Raw genomic sequence first — 23,829 nt, 5'->3', positions numbered from 1 at the left:
CGCTATTTTAACATACTTGACATTACAACTTCTATTAGTGTAAAATTACGCCATCAAAAATCGTATGAATCTTTTCCTACGCTTTCCTAACGCCCATCAAAATTCCACAGGGCAAAAATCCAAAATGTTAAGGCAGTCTTATATATGAGCGAAAATACTCCGCAGCAACCTCGCAAAGTCCAAAATCCTAAAAATAACAACGCAAAATCAAGAACGCACAATCCGGTCAAGGGTGCCAGCGTAGAAGACCTTCGTATCAAAAGTATAGAAGAGTTGACGGCTATGGCTGATGAGCTTGGAGTTGAGCAGCCAAATGAGCTAAAGAGACAAGACCTTATATTTGAAATCTTAAAAGCACAAACCGAACAGGGTGGGTTTATCCTCTTTAGCGGTATTTTGGAGATTATGCAGGATGGTTACGGTTTTATCCGATCTATCGATAAGAGTTTTGACGAGAGTATCAACGACGCTTATGTTTCCAACACTCAAATCAAACGCTTTGCGCTTCGTAACGGAGATGTGGTTACGGGTCAGGTTCGCCCTCCAAAAGAGCAGGAACGCTACTATGCCCTCATAAAGATAGAAGCGGTTAACGGTCTTCCGCCTGAAGAGAGCAAAAAAAGACCTCTCTTTGAAAACCTCACTCCTCTTTACGCAACGGAACAAATAAAACTGGAATACAGAGAAAAAGGACTGACAGGTCGTATGATGGACCTTTTTGCGCCTATCGGAAAGGGTCAGCGCGGGCTTATAGTCGCACCTCCAAGAAGCGGTAAAACAGAACTTTTAAAAGAGATAGCTCACGGTATCACGCACAACCATCCTGAGATAGATTTGATGGTTTTACTAGTTGATGAGAGACCAGAAGAGGTGACCGACATGGAGAGAAGCGTTAAGGGCGAGGTTTACAGCTCCACTTTTGATATGCCTGCAAAAAACCATGTCAAAGTAGCAGAGATGGTTATAGAAAAAGCAAAAAGACGAGTGGAGCTTGGACGCAACGTCGTTATCTTGCTTGACTCCATCACCCGTCTTGCACGAGCTTATAACACAGTTACGCCATCAAGCGGCAAGGTTCTCTCCGGCGGTGTGGATGCAAATGCGCTTCACAAACCAAAGAGATTTTTCGGAGCCGCAAGAAACATCGAAAACGGCGGAAGTTTGACTATAATCGCAACTGCACTCATTGACACGGGAAGCAGAATGGACGAGGTTATCTTTGAAGAGTTCAAAGGTACTGGTAACTCCGAGGTTGTGCTTGATAGAAAGATAGCCGACAGACGTATTTTCCCTGCTATCGACATTCTCAAATCCGGTACTCGAAAAGATGAGCTTCTTGTCTCTCCTGAAGTCTTACAAAAAGTATTTATCCTCCGCCAGATGATGCACAAACAAGATGACGAGGTGGAAGCTCTGCGTTTTGTTTACTCGACAATGGGCAAAAAACCGACTAATGCAGAATTTTTAGAAAGCATGAATCCAAGCCAGTAAATCATGAAAGTAGGCGTATTTGACAGCGGTATCGGCGGACTGACGGTTGTAAAATCTCTTTTAGAGCATAAGCTTTTTGAGGAGATTATCTATTTTGGCGATACGGCACGTGTACCTTATGGTATCAAAGACAAAACAACCATCATACGCTATGCCATAGAAGCGGTGGAGTTTTTCAAAAACTTTAAGCTTGACCTTATCATCGTTGCATGCAACACGGTGAGCGCACATGCGCTGGATGAGATGCGTGAGGTCGCATCTTGTCCGGTTATAGGCGTTGTTGAGGCGGGAATCTTAGCGACATCCAATGCGCTTAATGACAAAACCTCAAATATACTCATTCTTGGAACAAAAGCAACTATCAACTCCAAAGCTTACGAAATAGGTCTAAGAGAACAAGGGTTTACAAATCTTCAAGCAAAAGCGACGGGGCTTTTTGTACCCATAGTAGAAGAGGAGATTTACGAGGGAGCTATTTTAGAGGCAACTTTTGCACACTATTTTGATGCACTTGAAAAACCAGACGCCGTCATCTTGGGGTGTACGCACTTTCCTCTTATCACGGATGCTCTGCAAAACTACTTCTCAAACGAGACGATTTTTATCCATTCCGGTGATGCCATCGTAGAGCAGCTGGAGAAAGATTTTGACTTTAGCACAAAATACACAACGACAAAACTGGAATTTTTCGCTTCCGAAAATCCCGAAGCACTCAAAAACGTTGCTAAAAAGTGGCTCCACCTCTAACAGACTTTTTCGTAATCATTAAGAAATAATCCCGCATTACAATTTTGGTATTACTTCAAGGGGTTCGCTCTTATGCCAAAACTTTCCATAAAAATTCAGATTCTTCTTCTTGTCTGTATCTCTTTGTTTATTTTAGCGCTCATCACATCTTACATCTCAGGCTCTAAAAGCAAAGAAGCTCTTATGGCGCAAAGCTATGCAAAACTGACCGCTTCACGAGATATAAAAAAGCATCAGATTGAAGACTTTTTCAACAAATGTGTCAAAGATATTGAGATTTTGGCGCATAGCGACAATCTTCAAAATTTGACTTGGGATTTGCTGAGCGTTTTTAATGAACTTGAAGTAACAGAGGAGGAGTCGTTTCCGGTTAAAGATTCACTTACACTGGAAGAGCGTCTGCCTCATGAGACCTATTTTCAAAAATACTATAAAGAGTATGGCTACAGCGACATCTATATCGTATTAACCAAAGGTGGACATGTAGTTTACAGCGGTGCAAAAAAAGAGGATTTTGGCGCAAACCTGCACAAAGGGACACTTAAAAATTCACCTCTTGCACAAGTATATGAACAAACACGCAGTTCCAAACGCACAACATTTCTTGATACGCAAAGATACTCTGTCGATGGCGAAGCTCCTGCTATGTTTGTCGCAACACCTGTAATGGTGCGGGCAGAGATGCAAGCAGTGCTTATTTTTAAAATAGACACCACGCAGATAAGCAAGATAGTAAACTATAGAAACGGGTATGGAGCGACACAAGAGGATTATCTTGTAGGTTCTGACAAACTGATGCGAAGCGATAGCTTTCTTAGCCCTTCAACGCACTCGCTAAGTGCCTCTTTTGCAAATCCGTCTGTGGGAAAAGTAGATACAGAGGCAGCCAAAGAGGCTCTTGGGGCAAATAGCGATACAAAGATAGTTGTTGATTACAATGGGCATAAGGTATTAAGCTCTTATGCTCCACTGCATGTCGGAGAGGATTTTATGTGGGCAATTCTTTGTGATATAGATGAAGAAGAGGTGCTTCAGACACCAAACAGTATCCAAAACAGCATTATTCTATCTTCATTTGGCATCTTGGGTGCTATCATTGCCGTTGCTCTGTTTTTAGTAAACCACAGCGTTATAAAACCTCTGCAAAATTTTCAAAACACTCTCTCAAATATCAGCACAACACATAACCTTACCATCAAAGCAGATGAAAATGTACCGCTTGAACTCTCAAAAATGGCATCAAGTTTTAACATACTTATAGCGACACTTAAAGATTTGATTCAAATTTCAAAAGCAAGTTCAAATGAAAACGCCTCTATCGCCCATGAACTCTCAACTACCGCATTCAAAGTTAGAGAAAATGTTGAAAAATCCGTTATTGTTATCGATAGAGCAAGCAAAGAAGCCGACGTAATAAAGGATGAGATTAACAGAGCCATTGATGAGGCAAACGAGAGCAAAAAAGAGATAGCAAGTGCAAATAAAAATCTTAGTTCGGCAAGAGAAAAAATAGCATATTTAACGCACCAAGTCCAAAAAAGTGCAGAGATAGAGAGCGAACTCGCCCAGAGAATGCAAACACTCTCTCACGAGGCAAATCAGGTAAAGGTTGTTTTAGAAATCATCTCCGATATCGCCGATCAGACAAATCTTTTAGCGCTTAACGCTGCCATAGAAGCAGCCCGTGCGGGTGAGCATGGAAGAGGATTTGCCGTTGTTGCCGATGAGGTACGCAAACTTGCGGAGCGGACGCAAAAAAGTCTCACAGAAATCAATGCGACCATCAACATCATCGTACACTCCATCATAGATGTGAGCGCTCAGATGAATATCAACTCCGATGAGATCCAGACATTGGCACAAAGTGCATCTGAGGTAGAATCAAAGATAAACGAGAGTGTAACGACAGTAGATAGAGCTGTTACTCTAAGTGACAAAACCATCGGTGATTTTGAAAACACAAGAACAAATATACAAAATATCGTCTCACAAATAGCCCAAGTAAACACCATCTCATCACACAACGCAAGAAGCGTAGAAGAGATTGCAGCCGCAGCCGAGCATCTAAACGCTATGACAGATACTCTTCGCACCAAACTTGAAATTTTTAGGACATAAAGAAAAAAGATGAAAAAAGATCTGCCAAAAAAATGGGTACAAAATTTAAAAATTTTAGATATCGCACTACAGCCGATTTTAAATATTCACACCGGTAAAATTTTTGCCGTTGAAGCACTCTTGAGAAACTATGAAGAGATTGGTTTTGGTTCTATCTTTGAGCTTTTTGATGCGGTTTATGAGGACAATCTTCTCTACTCTTTTGATTTGAAGCTCAGAAAAAAGGCTATCAAAAAATTTGTGGAGATAGAGGGATATGAGAAGATAAAGCTCTTTTACAACCTTGACAACAGAGTTTTGGAAATGCCGGATTTTTCATATGGCAACACACTCAAACTGCTTGAACGTTACGGCATGGGCAAGAAGAGTATCTGTTTTGAGATATCAGAGAGGCATGAAATCTCTAACATTCAGAGGATGAAAGAGATGCTTGCACACTATAAAGAGGAGAAGTACTGTATCGCCATAGATGATTTTGGCGTGGGGTACTCCGGATACAAACTTCTCTATGACTCTAAGCCCGATATCATCAAGATAGATAGATTTTTTCTTGCCGATATCGACACTGACAGCAAAAAAAAGATTATGTCACGTAGCATTACGCATCTTGCCATCCAACTTGGCATAAAAGTCATCGCGGAGGGGATTGAGACACAAGAGGAGCTGCTCGCATGCAGAGATATCGGCTGCCACTTTATCCAAGGCTACCTAATCCAAAAACCGACAAAAAAAGCCCAAGAGATTTTGCAAGAGTACCAAAATATAGCGCAAATCTTAAATACAGAAAAGAGAGTAAGTGTCGGCAACTACCAAATTGAAACCTATCTGGGCAAAAACCCTCCGCTTTGTATTGACGATGAGATGGGCGCGGTTATCAAACATTTTCAAAAAAACCCACATATACAGAGCGTTGTTATCGTCAATTCAAACAATGAGCCTATAGGCATCTTGCTGGAGAGTAAAATCAAAGAGTATATCTACTCCCCTTATGGCAGATCACTCATGACAAACAGTACAACAATGAAGCTCAAGCTTAAAAATCTTCTGCAACCTTGCGGTATTACCGAAGTTAACGCAAACATATCCACCATTATAGAGCTATTTTCCAATAACCCTGAGTCTGTCGGCATCATTTTAACCAACAACGCAAAATACTACGGATTTTTATCTGCAAGAGCTATTATCTCCATTATGAACGAGCAAAATCTTCTCTACGCCAGAGAGCAAAATCCTCTAACCAAACTCCCCGGAAACGCTATAATAGAAAAGTATCTTTATGAGGTAAGCACAAATGGAGAGTTTTATATCCTTTGTTATTTTGACCTAGATAATTTTAAAGCATTCAATGATGTTTACGGGTTTAGAAACGGAGACAGAGCCATCATACTTTTTGCAGATATTTTGAAAAAAAATCTCTCACAGGAGTTTTTTAAAGCACATATCGGCGGGGATGATTTTTTTATAGCCACGCAAAGCAGCTCAGAAGAAGAACAAAAACATATAGATGCAATATCGCATATAGTAAAAAAGTTTTGCGATGACACAAGAGAGCTCTACTCACAAGAGGATAAAGAAAACGGTTACATTCTCTCCACTGACAGAGAAGGAAACAAAAAAAAGTTTCCGCTTCTAAGCGTGAGTGCATCGGTGCTTATGGTTAGAAGTTCATCAAAAAAAAGAGACTTAGACACTCTTAACGAGATTTTCTCTTTTCAAAAAAAAGTCGCAAAGCAGGAAGCCAACCACATCTCTATCAGCTGTATGCTTTAAAATAATTCGGGTTTAACCCTACAAATGTTAAAATCACACCAACTAAAAGGTGGAGTGTAGCATGCAAGAGAGTTCGGAAGTTTTAGCACGAAAATATAGACCTAAAAACTTTGAAGAGCTTATCGGACAGGAGAGTATCTCTCAAACGCTCTCTCTAGCACTTGATGCAAACAGACTCTCTCACGCTTATCTTTTCTCAGGTCTTCGCGGAAGCGGCAAAACTTCTACAGCACGTATCTTTGCAAAAGCCCTTATTTGCGAAAAAGGTATCTCACACAAACCTTGCGGCGAATGTCACAACTGTATCAACGCACTTGAAAACCGCCATATCGACATCGTGGAGATGGACGGTGCATCCTCTCGCAAGATTGATGACATAAGAGACCTTATAGAGCAGACAAAGTACAAACCAACCGTTGCAAGGTTTAAAATCTTCATCATAGATGAGGTGCACATGCTCACAAAAGAGGCGTTCAATGCGCTTCTCAAAACCCTTGAAGAGCCGCCCTCTTACGTAAAGTTCATCTTGGCGACGACCGACCCGCTCAAACTTCCCGCAACCATCCTAAGTCGCACACAGCATTTTCGCTTCAAGTCCATCGCAACAAACAAGATAACAGACCATTTGGCGTATATCCTCAATCTTGAGAGAATCAAGTACGAACAAGAAGCACTTGAGATTTTGGCAAGAAGCGGAAGCGGAAGCCTTAGAGATACGCTCACACTTTTAGACCAAGCTATCATATACTCCAAAAACTATGTGGATGTGCGTACTGTTACGGATATGCTCGGACTCGTTGACCCAAAATTTTTAAACGAACTCTTTGGAGCGGTTTTTGCAAGAGATTATGCAAAAATAGTAGAGTTTGTCAAGGCGCTTGAGGATTATGAATCGCAGATGGTCGTCGATGAGCTTATCGCCTATCTTAAAGAGCGCATGTATGCCTCAGATACGCTATACTCAACTCTGGTACTAGATAGATTTTTCAGGATTTTAAGCGACGCAAAATACCTCTTTAGCATCAATGCCGATGGCTCTTTTGTCCTCTCTCTTATCTTTTTTAAAATGGTAGAGGCACTTCGCATCAAAGAGGTTGACCAAATGATAGAGTCTCTGCAAAAAGAGATATACAGACCTCAAATCACCACACTGCCTCCACAAGAAGAAGTGCGTACGCAAAGCAGCACACCGATTCATCAGACACCAAAAGTACCGGAGACAAAAGCAGACCCAAGTCAAAAACTATTTGCCGCACTTGTTGCAAAAGTCAAAGATAGAAATATAGAGCTAGGCGAGTGCTTTGAAAAAAGCATCTCTTTTCTCTCCTATGAAGATGGTATTTTAAGATGGGAGAGCTGTACGGATGAGGAGTGCAAAAAGATTTTGACACACGGATACTCCGTCATCAAACAGTTTGTGCGTGAAATCTTTGGTTTTGAGACAAAAATAAAACATGAAGTTTGCAGCAAAGTTGCACATGAAGTAGCAGAAGTGCCTCAAAAGCCGCAAGAAACAGAGTTTTATGAACCCTCTTCCATGATAGAAGAGAGTGAAATGGGCGGAAGTGCGAGCTGCGTTACAAACTGCCAGAGCAGCGATTTTGCAAGAGAGATAGATGGAGCAAAAATCCTAGAAGAGCCAATGCTTCAAAGAGCGACAGAACTCTTTGAAGCAACAAAAATTACCGTTCAATCAAAGGTTTAGTGCTTGAGCATTTTAGCGATTGTAAAGCCGAATGTTGACCCTTTGCCAAGCTTTGACTCTATCTCTATTGAAGAATCAAGCATCTTAAGAGTGTAGGTAACCATCGCTAAACCAAGCCCCATAGAGTTGTCCCAGCTGTTTTTGTCAACCCTGTAAAACTTACTGGTTACCTTTTGCAGCTCATCCTCTTTTATCCCTATCCCACTGTCTTTGACTAAGAGTTTTTGCCCCTCAAGTGTGATAATGACATCATCTTTTGAGTATTTTAGTGCATTGTCGATAAGGTTGATAAGGACAAGCTCTAGCATGGTTTTATCACTATAAAGCACCGTCGGCTCTACTTCAACTACAATCTCCCTGTTTTTATGTTTTAAAAGCAGATTTGACGCTACCTCATGACAAAGCTGCTGGAGTTCAAACTCGCTTTTGTTGACTTTCAAATCGCCGTTTTCAAGTTTCACCGAGAGCGTGAGTCTATCGAGCATCTTAGAGATTTTTTCGCCGTTAGATGTGATTTTGCCCAAAAATTTATCACGGATATTTTTTGGCATCTCACCATCATCCTGAATCGTTTGCGAGTATCCGATGATAGCGGCAACAGGATTTTTAAACTCATGCGATATGGCAGACAAAATGTCGTTTTTTTGCTTATTGATAAGTCTGAGTTTTGCCATATGTTTGGACTTTTTCTTCTCGTTTTTGCTTAGTTTTTTTACCAGATTTTTTAGCAGTAAAGAGATTTGCAAAAACTCATAAAAATATTTTGTTTTGAGAATGGCTTTATAGTTTTTATTTGAAACTTCGTCAAGATAGTTTGTAATTTGTGTGATATCATAAACCACTCTTTTGCTCATCTGCTGAGAAACAAGTGCCGCAAAAAACAAAATACCCAAAAAGATAAACAGAAGTTTTTTCCATAGAGAGTAAAAATCATCCATGATTTGCGCCAAACTCATAGAGAGCCTTATATAGATATATCCGTCTCCATAGGTCGCTTTTTTTGCCACATACAAAAAGTCGGCATTTACAGTGTTTGAGTATCTTATTACATCTCCATAGCCCGCAGAGTTTGACTGCATTACTTCAAGGCGTGAAGCGTGGTTGTCCATCTCTGTTTTATCTGCATTTGATTCTGCCAAAACTGTCCCGTCCTCAGCGATAATTGTTGCACGCAAAGAGGTACGTTTATGGATTTTTGCCACATATTTATCCATATCTACGACATTTTCCAACTCCATCTCAATAAACTCTATGGCATGCTTGAGGTGATTTTTGTTGTGCTCAATAATGATAGATTTAAGCGCCAAATAACTGATGATAGAAGTTATAAAAAGCGTACTTGAGAAAAGAAGTAGAAATTTGAGAATAAAGATTTGATGGATTTTTAACACAGTTTATACCCTACTCCGCGAACTGTTTGGATATACTCTTTTGTTTTGTCCGGGTCAATTTTCTCTTTAAGGCGATTGATGGCGACATTGACCGTTTTGTACTGGTACTCCTCTGCCCCGTCCCATACATTTTCAAGTAGATAGTCGCGGTCAAGCACACTGTTTTTGTTAAGAATAAATTCGCTCAGCAGGTTAAACTCCAGCTTTGTTACTTCCACATTTTTGCCATCAACACTCAGAGTACGTGAACCCTTGTCTAGTACCAAGTCACGATGTGCCAAAACACCGTCATCTACTTTTTTAGTGGTGCGGCGAAGCACGGCTTTAATGCGAAGCAAAAGCTCTTTCATGTTAAAAGGCTTTGTGATGTAGTCGTCCGCACCTCGCACAAATCCCTCTTCTATCTCCGTATCAAGACTTTTTGCGCTTAGGTAGATAACAGGTGTTGTACATCCATCTTTTCTAAGCGATTGCACAAACTCACTTCCCTCTACCCCGGGGAGATTTCTATCCATCAAAAGCAAATCAACACTCTCTTCTAGGAGCATCTGCTCCACGTTTTTGGTGTTTAAAAAACCTACAACATCATACCCCTCTTTTTGCAAGTTATACTCAACAAGCTCCAAGAGATCCTCTTCATCCTCTACAATAACGATTTTTGCACTCATTTTTTTCCTAAAACACTTTTTTTATTTATTGTATCCAAAAAGAATTTCATTTTTATTACATAAAAAGTGTTATAATTTCAACAAATAATTTGAAGGTGTTTTTATGTTTGTATCTTCTTACAATACCTATGTTCAAACAGACAACACCAACAAAAGCAGAGATTTTAAAGCAAACGAGTTTAAAAAAGAGTCTTTCTTTCTTAGCGAAGCTGCTTCAAATGAACCGGCGTTTGCCCCAAGAAACGAAAAAAGCCTTCCTATCGACTATATCTCCAACTACAAATCATTTCAAAATCAGCAAAAACTTCAAGAACAACTCCAGGGGCAAGATAGGTTTACACTCAAAGGGCTAAACGTTTTGGCAGATGCAAAAAATGCGTATGAAGAGAGCGCCAAAAAGTTCTCTTTAGCTAAAAAACCTACACTTGCTCTGGACTTAACTCCAAAAATCGACATAACCTTGCCACAAGAGACCAAAGAAGCAAAGGTAAAAACATTGCGTCATGTGATGATAAACACCTATGTTGCAAACGAAAACTACTACCGTATCACAGCTGCTTAACGCTCCACCCAAGCATCTGTTCTAAGCACTGCTCCGTCATCAAACACTTTGAGTTTGAACGCACCCTCGCATTTTCCGTCTTTAAAATCCATTATCGCGATTTGAAGAATCTTTTTGCACTTTTTTGGAATATCAAAATGCCCTTTTATGCCCGTTAAAAACTGCTTTATAGGAGTTGCATTATCCATCCCGATGATATTGTCACGGCATCCCGTAAGCCCGATATCGCTCATATACGCCGTGCCTTGAACTATCTGAAAATCATCTGTGCTTACATGCGTATGAGTACCTATGATTGCACTCACGCTCCCTTGAAGCAGCATCATTAAAGCTCGTTTCTCACTTGTAGCCTCTGCATGAAAATCTATAAAAATATTTTTTACGCCCTTTGCATGAAGCATCTCTACACTCTCTTTTGCTTTACGAAAAGCATTATCTACATAGGGCATAGAGTAATGTCCCATCAGATTTAAGACTCCAAGTTTTTCTTCTGCAACCTCATACACCTTGCAGCCTGTCCCTTTTACCTCGTCTGGGTAGTTATGCGGTCTTAAAATCTCATGTGTATTAAAAAGGGCTTCGACATCTTTCTTATCCCAAGTATGGTTTCCGCCGCTCATACAATCCACACCGTAGCTTACAATCTCATTTGCATTTTTTACCGTAAGTCCAAACCCATGCGACGCATTTTCATAGTTTGCGACTACAAAATCTATCTCATACTCTTTTCTTAGATTTTTAAGATGCGCCTTGAGCATATCCCTGCCATGACTTCCTACGATATCGCCTATAAATGCTACTCTCACTATACTCTTTCCTTAATATACTTCATCGTGTGTTCCGATATCAATAGGTATAATTTCACTCTCTTTGATGATAAATTCTATCACCATTCTATAACTCAAATCTATCGATACAGAGTGATAATCACTTAACTGCCCTTGAAGTTTGTGAAGCCTAAGTGAGGGGTGGAAAGGATTGTCCGCAAGCAATGAGACGCTTTTTGTAAACTTAGAGTATAGATTTGGGTGTTTTTTTAAAAATTTAACAACTTTCTTATTAAAATCATCTGTTATGCTAATTTTGTATTTCATGCTCTAGCTCTTTAAAAAACTCCTCCAGATGCTCTTTTGCGCTTAAAACCTTATATCTTCCCTCTTTTATATCATTCATCGCATCTTGATACGCTCTGTCAAGCTCCAACGCTCTAAGCTCTTTGTATCTCTCTATATCGACAACTACAAATTTGTTCTTCCCTCTGACATTTATGATAATCTCCTCCGCCTTTTGAAGAAGCGAATCAAACAGAGAAACCCCTTTTGTCTTTACCTCATTTGCCATAACGACCATTTTAATACTCCAAATAGTATGATTAAGAGTATTATATAAAAACTTTTATTAATACTCTGTAAAATTTCAAAGACACCATTCAATAGGCTTTATCGCTTTTGATTTTAAAAATTCATTTGTTTTTGAAAAAGGCTTTGAACCGAAAAATCCTCTGTATGACGAGAGAGGAGAAGGATGCGGCGCTTTAAGGATAAGATGTTTTTTTGCATCAATTAGCGAAGCTTTTGCACCCGCAGGCGCTCCCCACAAGATAAATACAAGATTCTCTTTTTGTGCGCTAAGCAGTCTTATAACGGCATCTGTAAATATCTCCCATCCCCTGTTTTTATGCGAATTTGCCTCACTCGCTCTTACCGTTAAGACGGTGTTTAGCAAAAAAACGCCCTCTTTTGCCCAGCTTGTCAAATCACCGCTCTTTGGCATAGAACAACCCGTATCATCGCAAAGTTCTTTAAAAATATTTTGAAGCGAAGGGGGAAATGGCACTCCGTCATTTACGGAAAATGCAAGTCCGTGTGCCTGACCTGCCCCGTGATACGGGTCTTGCCCCAAAATCACCACTTTTACGCCATCAAAAGGAGTGTTATCAAATGCGGCAAATATATTTGAACCATGCGGATAAATAGTATGTCTTTGCTTCTCTTCAACCAAAAACTTCTTTAACTCTTCAAAATATGGTTTTTGAAACTCATCAAAAAGAACTTCTCTCCAACTCTCTTCCATCTTAGGGTTTATCATTTTTTAGGTTACTCTTTTATCAAATTATTAGAATAAGGCAAGGTTTTTATATAATCCTCTATAAAATCCCAATAAATAACATCTTTTTTTAATATAGGAAGTTTTATCACTTCATTTTCCAATCTTTGTATCCTAACTTGTCTTCCATATCCATATTTGGATGATATCTGTTTAAGTATAGTTACCAAAAAGATTTGATTGATATCATTTAACCTATCTTTATTTTCATCTCTTAACAATAAAGTATGTATATTATCATCACTAAAATAAGCATAATTGTGATAAAAAACGCTTCCGAACATATCTATTGTAATTTGATTTTCAAAAATTTTTTTCTTTCTATGAAAACTATCATAATCAATAAAGCTTGTTATTCCATTGTTGATTGCCGAGGCTGTTATCAAAGGCACATCTCCTTCGATTCTTTCTGCTTCAACTAATCTTTCACCTTTATAAATTTCAAAGATATCAGTTAATTTAAATTCTTGCCACTTAATATTTTCAAATAATTGAAGTTTTCTTTCAATAATTGAATCATTGTTAATATTATTTTTGCCAAAAATCTCCATCAAGCTTAATTCATCAATATCCGTAAAAAGTAAATTTAGTTCATTTTTTACATTGAATATGATATTCTTTTTTATTGTTGAAATAAAATCTTTATCATTCAACATAGAAAAATCATTTTTTTTGTGTGCTTGCAGGATCCATTCATCTGTTGCGTTTATACTTTTATAAACCAAATGGATTTCATCGTTAAATTTATTAGGATTATTTAGCTTTTCAAATAGATCTTTTTTCTTATTTTTCCATTTGCTATAAACATCTGTTCGCCCTTTGCTTTTTGACAAAACAAATCCATCATCTTCTAATTCATAAAATACTACTTCCTTATCATTATGAGGCAAATTTGTCTCAAAAACAGCAATTGCGGTATGAGTAGAAGCGTTTGGCTGAAATAACTCACTAGGCATATTTACCACATATTTTAGTGTATGTTTTGAAAGAATTCTATCTCTTTCTGCTTCATCCTTAAAAAACGTAGATAATGGAGCAATAATGACACCGTACCTACTGACATTATCTAGCATTTTTTCTAAAAATTGTATCTCTTTTTTTGTTGGATTAGTTTTATTGTCCTTCCCCCCATACGGCGGATTTATAAAGCCGACCGAAGGTTTTACATCATCTAATATTCTAGTTGCTTCATTTGAAAAAAAATCAATATTATAAATTTTTGATTTTCCATCTCCCCTAAATAACATATTTGATATTGCCAATGAATACATAGTATTACTTTTTTCAAATCCTAAAAGTTGGTTTTGTTTTATATTGCTGACTCGTTCTTGTTTATTGGCGATTTTAGAACTTTGAATTGTATCAATCAATTTATTCATTCCGGCAATTAAAAAAGCTCCTGTTCCGCAACAAGCATCAAAAATTATGTCATTTGTTTTAATATCAATCAATTCAGTAAATAATTTCGTTATATGGTTAGGAGTGAGTACTATACCTTTTTTTACATTCGCAATGCCGGCGTATCTTAAAAATTCTTCATAAAATTTTCCAATAATATCGTAACTGCTTTGTTTATTGAAAAGGGGAATTACATTATTTTCTAACTCTGTTAAAATTTCTTTTAATATTTCGGTATCGTTTAAATCAGCATCTGTGTTGATAAATGCCAACTCGTTTTTCAAAACATTAATCTTATTTATCTCTATATTTTCATTTAATAATATATCTTCTATAGTTGTAGGAATATTTCTAATTATATTTTTTATGTTCCAATGTAAATAATTTGATTTAAAATCATTATGAAAATCATTTTTTTCATATAAGCAAATCATCAAAGCACTTAATAAAACGGGTCTTTTTTGAGAATCTATATTTCGTAATATTCTATTTATTTCACTGGAACTCTTAGAAATATTGTTAGAAATAAGTTCTAAATCTAAATTTTCAAATAATGAAATATAATCCTCTTCATTTAAAAATTCAAGTATAGAAATATCTTTAATTTTATCATCTTGAATTATAAATGTATTAATTAAATGATTTAAATTATCATTAATATCCCCTGAAAATGCAATACCTAAAATTCTAAAATCTTTCAAATATTTTTGCGTTGTTTCACTCAATAGGCTTAGTTTATTCTTTAAAAAAAATTTTAAATAATGCTTAATTCCATCAATCGCAAAATCTTTAGGTTTATCGCCTTTTTTAGATTTATGATCTTTTATTTTGTCTTTGTTTTCTACAAAAATAAGAAGTTTCTTATCTTCATTTAAATATATTAAATCAGGCTCCCCCCTGTTATCTTCGGTCTCCGACTTGGTTGCTTTGCTTAGTGCTTCTTGAACATATTTGTTTTTTGTTTTTTTTGGAATCCAGAGTTTTGAAAATACTTTATTATTTGTTAAATAGTTAAACAAATCTATGTCTGTTTTCGCTTCATTTTTCGTCATATTAAAGTCCCATCTTTAATTACTTGATTCTATCTAAATTCATCTTGATTACCAATAAACATTACAATTGGTCAAGGTTTACCTAAATTATATATCTCTATATGATTTAGAGAAATATTACAAAAATAAAATTTTATACTTTAAAAATATGACAATTTGCAATATTTTTAAAAACCTTAAACTACCGATTTTCTATCCCCTCAACCACCCAAGCACCGCTTTTATGATGTCGTCGTCATCTTTTGAGTCGGATTTTATACTCTCTTTTGCATCGTTCATATATGTAAATGTGATATTTTGTCCATAATTTGAGACTATTTTTATCTTTTTTGCAAGGCTTAATATTTTTATAACCATCAGTTCAAAAAACTGCTTTGTAGGCATGTCAAGCTCACCGAATCTATCGATGACCTCTTCTTGTATCTCATATATCTCTACAACCTCTTTGCAAGATGAGAGCCTTCTGTATATGTCCAAGCGAAGTCTGTCCTCTCTTACGGTCTCATCGGATATATAAGCGGATATCGTTAACTTTATATCGACTTTTGCTTTTTCATCCTCTATTTTATTGCTCAAAAGTTTGATAGCATCTTCCAACATTCTAAGATAGAGCGAATAACCGATATTTTTTATATGTCCGCTTTGCGCATCACCGACTAAGTTTCCCCCACCCCTAATCTCCAAGTCATGGTACGCCAAAGCCGAGCCGCTTCCAAGGTAGGAGTTTGACTCTAACGCTAAAAGCCTTTTTTTTGCCTCATCGGTTAGTTCCTCTTTGTTGTTCACTATAAAATAGGCAAAACCTTCGGTGCTTCCCCTCCCCACTCTTCCTCTAAGCTGATGCAAATCCGCCATACCAAATCTATCAGCTCCGTCAACTATGATGGTGTTTACCCGCGGCATGTGGATACCTGATTCAATGATAGAGGTTGCAAGCATAAGATCATATTCGCCCGCTTCAAACTTTAAAAGCTCTTTTTCGGTGTCGGTTGCAGAGATTTTTGAATGAAGCATAACGACTCTTAAATGTGGCAGTATCGCTTTTAATTCGCCGTACTTTATAGGCATATGATCTATGGAGTTGTGGACATAAAATATCTGTCCGCCACGACGGATCTCGCGCAAAATGACCTCTTTTATGAGTTTTTCTTCATACTCTTTTACAAAAGTCCTGACCGCCTCTCTCTCGCTTGGCGGAGTAAGCAGCTGGGACATCGTTTTTATGGAGCTTAGAGCTTGATTTAACGAACGCGGAATAGGAGTTGCGCTCATTGAAAGAAGATGCACGCTGTTATAAAGTTCTTTTATCTTCTCTTTTTGTTTTACCCCGAACTTATGCTCTTCATCTATGATAACAACTCCGAGATTTTTAAAATCCAAATCAAAAAGCGCATGAGTTCCCACAACGGCATCCAAGATTCCCTCACGAAGAGCTTTTATGATGTTTGTTTTATCTTTTGCGCTTACAAATCTGTCCAGCTTCGCAACCCTTATACCAAGCGCATCGAACCTCTGCGCCAAAGAGCGGTAGTGCTGTGCGGAGAGAAGCGTCGTAGGAACTATGAGAGCTGACTGAAAGCCTGATTTGTATGCCGCGTAAATAGTATTCATGGCAACTTCTGTTTTGCCAAAACCGACATCGCCACTGAGTAATCTATCCATGATATGCCCTGAACTCATCTGCTCTATTATCTCATCTATGGCGGTGATTTGGTCATCCGTATAAACAAAACCCGATAACTTTTGAAACGCCCTTAACTCATCCTCGTCTATACTGATTTTTGGTGCGGCTATCAGCTCTCTTGCTGCTGCGGTGTTTACAATCTGCCCCGCAATCTCCATAAGGCGTTTTCGCACGCTCTCTTTGAGTTTGCCGAAACTCCCTTTGCCCAGCCTGTCTAGCTCCGGGGTTGAGCCGCCCGAAGCTATGTAGCGGTCTATGTAGTCGATATTTTCAACGGGAAGCAGTATCTTGTCGTCACCCACATATTTTATAACGATAAAATCTTTCACGCCGCCGAGTATCTCCGTCTTTTCAATCCCTTCAAAGATACCAACACCGTAATCTTCATGCACTACATAATCGCCGACTTTTAAATCATCCAAAAGAATGGAGCTTTTTCGTCTGCGTCTTGCTTTTTCTTTTTTATTGAGCGAAATTACAACTTCGTCTTTGTCTATGATATTTAAGACATATGGAGCATAGATGATTTTGATGCCCTTGGTATCGTAAATCCTCGCCTGTTTTACAACTGCTTCATTGGATGCGATAACGGTTATCTTTTTATCTTTATGAACGCCCAGAAGTGCCATAGCATCCGTAACCGCCAACTCTTTACACTCATCGTTTTGCGGCAAAATCTCCAAGTTAAAGCACTCACGACTAAGCATCGGATTATTAAGCGCATAAGCATCAACTAAAAGCGCATCCAGATTTCGTATAAGTTTTGCGCCTTTACCCTCTAAAAAGTTTGCCGCCATTTCACCCAGATACCAAAGTCCAAGCGAAGCGATATCATAAGCAAGAGAGTTAAAATCGCTCTTTTTCACCCTTGCATCAAGAGTGTTAAATGCCTCCTCATCCAAAGAAAAAAATGCAGGAGCTATCTCTATGCTCTCCAGCTCTTCGCCCTGTGTGCGTTGCGATTCTAGCTCAAAATATTTTATCTGCTCTATCTCATCATCAAAGAGCGAAATGCGAAGCGGCATTTTGCTTGATGGCGGATATATGTCTATAATGTCGCCACGAAACGAGACTTCACCCTCAACTTCCACCATATCGACAAAGCTGTATCCCCAAAAAAGAAGAAGCTCTTTAAATTTTTTAAGTTCTATCTTTGAGCCAAACTCTAAAGTCGTACTCTTTAAAAGTTCCTCTTTTGGAAGATGAAAAAGAAGCGTTTTAAGCGGCGAAATAACAAGAGGCTTTTTCTTTGAAGCGTGGTACTTTCTAAGGCATGAAAAAAGCTCATGCAACTCCTCTTTGTAAACCCTCAGGTCATCTCCAAACGATGCTCGAAAGTCGGGAAAAACTAAAACTTCACGCCCGAAAAATTTTGCCACACTCTCAAGCTCATACGCCTCTTTATGGTCTTGAACGACAAGAACATCAAGATTTTGACCCTTTTTAAAATAGTCAAATAGTATATTTTGCGACACCCGTATGCTCCTTCAAAAACTTCTCCACGACGCTAAAAGAGCCAAAAACCAGATAGTTTTGCTCCTCTTGTATCTCTTTAAAAATAGTATGTTTTATGTTCAAATCATCAAGTGCACTTTGGATTTTTTGTACATCCTCTATTCTCTGATTTGCAACTTCTATAATCTCTACACTCAAAATAATAGGCTTTAAAATAGACAAAATCTCTTTATAGTTTTTATCTCTGTAGCTATTGTAGATTAGCGTAAACTTCTCTCCAAAGAGCGCCTCTGCTATGCTTGAAGCCGCGAGCGTATTGTGCCCCACATCAACAAGAACATTTTTAGCGACATGGCTTAGTCTGCCAAAGAGCTTTGCATTTTTAAAGTCACTTGCGTTGTAACTCATGCCTAAAAATTTCAAAGCCGCAATGCTAAGAGAGAGATTTTGCGCAAGGTATGGAGCTAAAATCAGCTCTTTGCTTATGGCTAAAATATTCTTTTTATCATTGTCATCTAAAAAGTCATCTACTCTAGCGATATTTTTACCGACTAAACTTTTGGCAACCTCATAAACCTCTTCAAATCGCTGATTTGCGATTATTGCGTTGTTTTGGATGGCATTTAACTTTGTTGTTGCGATTTGTTTTATATCCGTTCCCAAAAACGCTTCATGGTCATAAGCAATAGGCGTTACAAGAGTTAGTATCTTAGGAAATACCGCCGTTGCATCATGCTCACCGCCAAGCCCCGCTTCCATAACCACAAACTCGCACTCGCTAAAAATTATCATGGCAAGAAGTGTCGTATATTCAAAGTAGCTAAGTGCATCGGCATCTTCTTTACTTAAGAGCTTTTGCAGCTCTTCATGGGCATTTTGCAGCCTTTCATTACTTGCATTACTTCCATTCACCCACACTCTTTCGTTAAACTCCAAAATATGTGGCGAAGTGTAGTGTCCCACGCCATAGTTATTTGCAAAAAGTGCAGTCGCCAAAAACCGCCCTGTCGTGCCTTTTCCGTTTGTACCGATTATGTGGATGATTTTTGGGATTTTTAAAGCGTGTTTTATCTTCTCATAAACCCGCGGCATCCGCGAGTAGTCTATCTCATCATAGTAAAGCGGTTTGGCGTTTAGATACTCTTGAAACCTCACTTAGTCTCAACCCTGTTTCTGCCGTTTTGTTTTGCTTTGTAGAGTGCTTCATCGGCTGATTTGACTGTATTTTGAAGTGAAAAATGAGCTTTGCGCTCGCTTACGCCACAACTCACGGTAAGTTCTATACGATTTTCTTTATACATCATACGTGCATTTTCAACCTTGATGCGCACCTTGTTTGCAAAAATAGCACCGCCCTCTGCATCCGTCTCTCCAAGGATGGCTATAAACTCCTCTCCCCCGTAGCGCCCTACGACATCTACACTTCTTACCTCTTTTTTAAGTATCTTTGCAAAAGCAAAAAGAACCGCATCGCCGGCATCATGCCCATAAGTGTCATTTACAGACTTAAAAAAATCCAAATCAAAAAAAACAATTGTGAAGTTTTTTCCATATCGCACAAACTCTGCCTCTTTAATATTCATAGATTCGTCAAGTGCACGTTTATTAAAAAGTTTGGTTAAAAAATCCTCTTTGGACTGCTCTTTAGCTTTTTGAAGCTCTTGCTCCAACTGCTCGACACGCTTGCTAAGAAGCGCCACTTCACCGCTATGCTTTTTCAAATCTTTTGTCAGTGCCTGCGTATTTTCTTCCAACGCTACTGCTATGGTATAGAGTTTTTTATGCGCAAGAGAAAAGCTTGTGTAATCACGCTCATTATAGCTCTCAAGCTCTTTTTTTATCTTTTGTATCTCAACGGTAGAGCTGTCAGAACTCTCAATCATCTCAATAAGTCTTATAGAGAGTTTATCAAGCACACCGTCAATTGATTCAATCATCTCTTTGACACTCTGCTTATCAAGTGCTATTCTAAGAGAAATTGCGGATTTTATCTCCGCTTCAATTGTAGAACTCTCAAGCAAAGATGGTTCTTTTTTGATTTTTTGGCTGATAGCGGCTATTTTGTCATTCACATCTGAAGCGATAGAGGGAACAAATGAAGCAACAAGCAGTGATGCAATCTTAGAGAGTTCAAATGAGTGTGTTGATGCAAATGAGCCATTTTCAAGATTTAAATTTTCAACTGTTTTTCTTAGATTTGTGGTATCTACATCTCCCAAGAGTTTCAATTTTTGCAAAAAAGTATCATCATATATTGTGATAAAGTTGACCCACAGCTGTCTGTACTGGTCAATCTCAAAAGGCAAAGCCTCACGATTTAGCAAATCAAGACTTTTTCTTGCAAGTTCTGCCGCCTCTTTGTTATGCAAAACTTCTACAACCTGAAGCACACGCTTCGTAAAAACACTCTGAGCCTCAAGCAGATTTGAGCAGTGCGACGGATTGGTTCTATTAAGTCTTGAAATCAGAAAATGGGCAAATTCGGAGATAGTTTTTATATGGTATTTTTTAAGTTCTTCTTGGAACTCTTTATTGAGCATCGACTTAAACTTTTCCAGCTTAGAACAATCCTCAACATTAAAACCTGCCTTTGATGCCTCTTTACAAAAAGCCTCCGCATAAAAATCCGGAGTGAGAAGCTTACCCTCTAATTCCAGTCTCTTGATGCTTTTTTTTATAATCTCTTGGATATTCATACAAACTCCCTACTTTTTAGCTCTTGCTCCCTCGGCAGAAACCTGTGCGACAAAAGCTCTAATTGCTCTTTGAGCGGCAAAACCGATAGCGTTAAATCTATCCTGATCCGTAACAATCGCATTTGGAGCAACAGAAAAGTCATGAAACCCTCGTGTTTGATATTTTTTTGAAACTCCCTTTGAATCTCTCTCTATGTGCAGCACAACGCTCATTCTATACCCTGTTACATAACCGTTCTCGTCATAAACGACTGGAGTATAGGTTGGTTTGCCCATCTTAATAACAAGGTGTGAATCTGAAGCCTCTTTTGTTGTTAATGATGCCTGAAAAACCTCAATCACCGCCTTGTCAACTGCATCTTTTATCACAACCGTATTTTGCGGATCTTCTGCCGATACAACAACGCTTGTGCTAATCTTCTCTCCCATTACATCACGAGAAAATTTTGCATTCGGTGCATAACCGCACCCGCTTGCAAAAAAGAGCAGACTCAAAAAAAACGCACTTGTTTTAAGATTGAAATATCGTTTCACTTTAATCCTTAATAACGAGATTGACCAGTTTTTTAGGAACAACTATCTCTTTGACTATAGTTTTTCCCTCAAGCCATTTTGCCGTACTCTCTTTTGCCATTGCTATTATCACGTCGTTTGTAGAATCAGGAGAAACTTCTATCTCCGCTCTTGCTTTACCGTTTATAGAAACGCCTAAAGTTATGCTCTCTTGCACAAAAACCTCTTCCAGCACTCTTTGGGAAGCAAGATTTTTAAGAGAGAAGCAACGACTGCTTATCTCAGAGCATGTATGTGGGATAACCGGCTCCATAATTGACGTGAGTATCCAGTATGCTTCACTCCAAACAGCGCTGCTATTTTGTGCATTAAGAGCGTTCATCGCCTCCATAACGCCTGCTATCATAGTATTAAAAGTGTATTTTTCGTTATAAACATCTTGAGCGCGTACTAGAGCTTCATACACTTTTTTCCTGGCAAATTTTTCATCTTTTGTAAGTGATGTATGATCAATTTGAGGAATCGTATCCGACTTTAGCACATTTGCGCTTCTCTCGTAAAATCTCTTGATAAATCTAAATGCTCCCTCTACGGCACTATCGTTCCACTCCAACTCTTGCGTAGGCGGTGCTGCAAAAAGGATGAAAAGTCTGGCTGTATCTGCACCGTATTTCTCGATTATAGCATCAGGGTCAACGGTATTGCCTTTTGATTTGCTCATCTTTGCACCGTCTTTGAGCACCATTCCTTGAGTAAGAAGTCTCGCAAACGGCTCATCAAAATCTACATAGCCCAAATCACGAAACACTTTTGTAAAAAATCTTGCATATAAAAGATGAAGTATTGCGTGTTCTATGCCACCGATGTAATGATCCACGCTCATCCAGTATCTAATCTGCTCTGCCGAGAACGCCTCTTTTTCCCAATTTTGGCTCGAAGCACAAAATCTCAAAAAGTACCAGCTAGACTCGACAAATGTATCCATCGTATCTGTTTCGCGAACAGCATCCTTGCCGCAAGATGGACATTTGCAATGCTTCCAAGTCGGATGCTTGTCAAGCGGATTTCCCTCTCCAGTAATAACGATATCTTCAGGAAGTGCGATAGGCAGGTTCTCTTTTTTCTCCATAACCAAGCCGCAATCCTCACAATGCACAAACGGCAGAGGCGCACCCCAATATCTCTGACGACTCACACCCCAGTCTTTTAGCTTGAAGTTTGTCTTTTTTGTACCGATGCTTTGAGCTTCAAAATGCTCTATGATTTTAGCCTGCGCCTCTTTGGAGTTAAGCCCGTCAAACTGCTCTGAAGCAAAAAGCTCTCCGACTTCAGTAAACGCTTTTGAAGTATCAGCCTCACCGCCGAATGGTTTGATAACCGCATGAATTGGCAAATCGTACTTTTTTGCAAACTCAAAATCTCTATCATCATGTGCAGGAACAGCCATAACCGCACCGCTTCCGTAATCCATAAGAACAAAATTCGCAACCCATACGGGAACACTCTTTTTTGTCAAAGGATGCACTACGCTTAGTCCCAAAGATACACCGCTCTTCTCTTTTTGTCTATCAATGGAAGAGGCATTTTTCATAGACTCTATCTGTTCTCTTGTGTTGTCATCCAAAAGAGAGTTTTGAATCATATAGGAGACTATTTCATGTTCAGGAGCAAGTGCCGCATAACTCACGCCGTAAATGGTGTCGGGACGTGTAGTAAATACTTCAAAACCCTCAAAGCTGCCGCTTAGTCTCTCTTTTGAAGCAGCATCAAAAGTGAACTTAAACTCCAAACCGTAAGATTTGCCTATCCAGTTCTCCTGCATTGTAAGAACCTGTTTTGGCCAGCCGCCCTCTAGTTTTTTAAGATCTGCCAAAAGTTCATCCGCATAGTGCGTGATTTTGAAGTAGTACTGATTCATGTCTTTTTTGACTACTTGGCTGTCACATCTCCAACAGCTCCCCTCAATAACCTGCTCATTTGCCAAAACGGTGTGACAGCTTGGGCACCAGTTTAAAAAACCTTTTTTACGGTAAAGCAGCCCTTTTTCATACATATCGATGATAAAGCCCTGCTCAAACTTCGTATAAAGTTCATCACTTGTTGCAAGCTCTCGTTCTTTTGAAAATGAAAAACCGAGTGATTTAAACTCGCCTTTCATATAATCTATGTTACTGTAAGTCCAAGTTTTTGGGTGTGAGCCGTTTTTGATAGCCGCATTTTCAGCAGGCATACCAAAACTGTCAAAGCCGATAGGATGTAAGACATTGAAACCCTGTTGGCGGTAGTATCTGGCAAACGCATCGCTTATGGTGTAGTTTCTGACATGCCCCATATGAAGTCTTCCGCTTGGGAAAGGGAACATGCTAAGGATATATTTTTTATCTTTTGTAAAATCCTCACTCGGCTCAAAACTTCTATTTTGCGCCCAATACTCTTGCCACTTTTTTTCTAACTCTTTTGCACTATACTCCAA

At 38.7% G+C, this 23,829-nt stretch carries 18 protein-coding genes; 6 read left to right on the top strand and 12 right to left on the bottom strand.

Translation table 11 applies throughout. From position 1 onward, the window contains the following. Window positions 1-144 precede the first annotated feature (144 nt). The 5 genes from rho to PHY84_RS01825 all read left to right on the top strand — a co-directional run bounded on the left by rho (window position 145) and on the right by PHY84_RS01825 (window position 7,831). A complete protein-coding gene (rho, locus tag PHY84_RS01845; RefSeq protein ID WP_299857140.1) occupies window positions 145-1,491 on the top strand; it encodes a transcription termination factor Rho in 1,347 nt (448 codons plus the stop codon). A 3-nt stretch (window positions 1,492-1,494) separates the two neighbouring features. Further along, window positions 1,495-2,238: a glutamate racemase gene (gene murI, locus PHY84_RS01840; protein ID WP_299857138.1), complete on the top strand. Its 744-nt coding sequence runs from the start codon at window positions 1,495-1,497 to the stop codon at window positions 2,236-2,238. Between the two features lie 72 nt (window positions 2,239-2,310). After that, window positions 2,311-4,356, top strand: coding sequence for a methyl-accepting chemotaxis protein (locus PHY84_RS01835; protein ID WP_299857136.1), 2,046 nt, complete (start codon window positions 2,311-2,313; stop codon window positions 4,354-4,356). Window positions 4,357-4,365: 9 nt separating this feature from the next. Next, the gene (locus PHY84_RS01830; RefSeq protein WP_299857133.1) at window positions 4,366-6,126 is read left to right on the top strand and encodes a bifunctional diguanylate cyclase/phosphodiesterase; all 1,761 of its coding nucleotides are present in this window, start codon (window positions 4,366-4,368) and stop codon (window positions 6,124-6,126) included. Window positions 6,127-6,187: 61 nt separating this feature from the next. Continuing rightward, window positions 6,188-7,831: a DNA polymerase III subunit gamma/tau gene (locus PHY84_RS01825; protein WP_299857131.1), complete on the top strand. Its 1,644-nt coding sequence runs from the start codon at window positions 6,188-6,190 to the stop codon at window positions 7,829-7,831. On the opposite strand, the gene PHY84_RS01820 is transcribed toward PHY84_RS01825, so the two are convergent. Both PHY84_RS01820 and PHY84_RS01815 read right to left on the bottom strand, forming a co-directional pair. Next, on the bottom strand, window positions 7,828-9,222 hold the full coding sequence (locus PHY84_RS01820) for an ATP-binding protein (protein ID WP_299857129.1): 1,395 nt from the start codon (window positions 9,220-9,222) through the stop codon (window positions 7,828-7,830). The two genes, PHY84_RS01825 and PHY84_RS01820, sit on opposite strands and share 4 nt — an antisense overlap. Next, window positions 9,216-9,890 (bottom strand): response regulator transcription factor, encoded by a 675-nt coding sequence (locus PHY84_RS01815; protein WP_299857127.1) that lies wholly within the window; start codon window positions 9,888-9,890, stop codon window positions 9,216-9,218. Before PHY84_RS01815 ends, PHY84_RS01820 begins: the two co-directional genes overlap by 7 nt. Window positions 9,891-9,993: 103 nt before the next feature. Here PHY84_RS01815 and PHY84_RS01810 point away from each other — a divergent pair, with 103 nt between their 5' ends. Further along, entirely contained in the window at window positions 9,994-10,452 is a 459-nt protein-coding gene (locus tag PHY84_RS01810; protein WP_299857124.1) for a hypothetical protein, read from the top strand. Here the strand turns inward: PHY84_RS01810 and PHY84_RS01805 are convergent. The 10 genes from PHY84_RS01805 to leuS all read right to left on the bottom strand — a co-directional run bounded on the left by PHY84_RS01805 (window position 10,449) and on the right by leuS (window position 23,829). Continuing rightward, entirely contained in the window at window positions 10,449-11,258 is an 810-nt protein-coding gene (locus PHY84_RS01805) for a TIGR00282 family metallophosphoesterase (RefSeq protein WP_299857122.1), read from the bottom strand. The genes PHY84_RS01810 and PHY84_RS01805 overlap by 4 nt on opposite strands. Before the next feature lie 12 nt (window positions 11,259-11,270). Next, window positions 11,271-11,546 carry a type II toxin-antitoxin system YafQ family toxin gene (locus PHY84_RS01800; protein WP_299857116.1) on the bottom strand — a complete coding sequence of 92 codons (276 nt, stop codon included), beginning with the start codon at window positions 11,544-11,546 and terminating at the stop codon, window positions 11,271-11,273. Continuing rightward, on the bottom strand, window positions 11,530-11,793 hold the full coding sequence (locus PHY84_RS01795) for a type II toxin-antitoxin system prevent-host-death family antitoxin (protein ID WP_299857114.1): 264 nt from the start codon (window positions 11,791-11,793) through the stop codon (window positions 11,530-11,532). Before PHY84_RS01795 ends, PHY84_RS01800 begins: the two co-directional genes overlap by 17 nt. A gap of 75 nt (window positions 11,794-11,868) precedes the next feature. Beyond that, window positions 11,869-12,540, bottom strand: coding sequence for a uracil-DNA glycosylase (locus PHY84_RS01790; RefSeq protein WP_299857112.1), 672 nt, complete (start codon window positions 12,538-12,540; stop codon window positions 11,869-11,871). A gap of 8 nt (window positions 12,541-12,548) precedes the next feature. Then, window positions 12,549-15,008, bottom strand: a complete 2,460-nt coding sequence (locus PHY84_RS01785; protein ID WP_299857110.1) for an N-6 DNA methylase — start codon at window positions 15,006-15,008, stop codon at window positions 12,549-12,551. A gap of 192 nt (window positions 15,009-15,200) precedes the next feature. Beyond that, window positions 15,201-18,167, bottom strand: coding sequence for a DEAD/DEAH box helicase (locus PHY84_RS01780; RefSeq protein ID WP_299857108.1), 2,967 nt, complete (start codon window positions 18,165-18,167; stop codon window positions 15,201-15,203). Then, the gene (locus tag PHY84_RS01775; RefSeq protein ID WP_299857106.1) at window positions 18,145-19,302 is read right to left on the bottom strand and encodes a bifunctional folylpolyglutamate synthase/dihydrofolate synthase; all 1,158 of its coding nucleotides are present in this window, start codon (window positions 19,300-19,302) and stop codon (window positions 18,145-18,147) included. Before PHY84_RS01775 ends, PHY84_RS01780 begins: the two co-directional genes overlap by 23 nt. Next, window positions 19,299-20,843: a GGDEF domain-containing protein gene (locus tag PHY84_RS01770; protein WP_299857104.1), complete on the bottom strand. Its 1,545-nt coding sequence runs from the start codon at window positions 20,841-20,843 to the stop codon at window positions 19,299-19,301. The genes PHY84_RS01775 and PHY84_RS01770 overlap by 4 nt, the downstream gene beginning before the upstream one ends. 9 nt (window positions 20,844-20,852) lie before the next feature. Further along, window positions 20,853-21,377, bottom strand: a complete 525-nt coding sequence (gene lptE / locus PHY84_RS01765) for an LPS assembly lipoprotein LptE (protein WP_299857102.1) — start codon at window positions 21,375-21,377, stop codon at window positions 20,853-20,855. Window position 21,378: 1 nt separating this feature from the next. Continuing rightward, window positions 21,379-23,829, bottom strand: coding sequence for a leucine--tRNA ligase (gene leuS, locus PHY84_RS01760; protein ID WP_299857100.1), 2,451 nt, complete (start codon window positions 23,827-23,829; stop codon window positions 21,379-21,381).

The sequence above is a fragment of the Sulfurimonas sp. genome, from assembly GCF_028694605.1.
Classification (GTDB): domain Bacteria; phylum Campylobacterota; class Campylobacteria; order Campylobacterales; family Sulfurimonadaceae; genus Sulfurimonas.
This window is presented reverse-complemented; position numbering and strand designations above follow the sequence as displayed.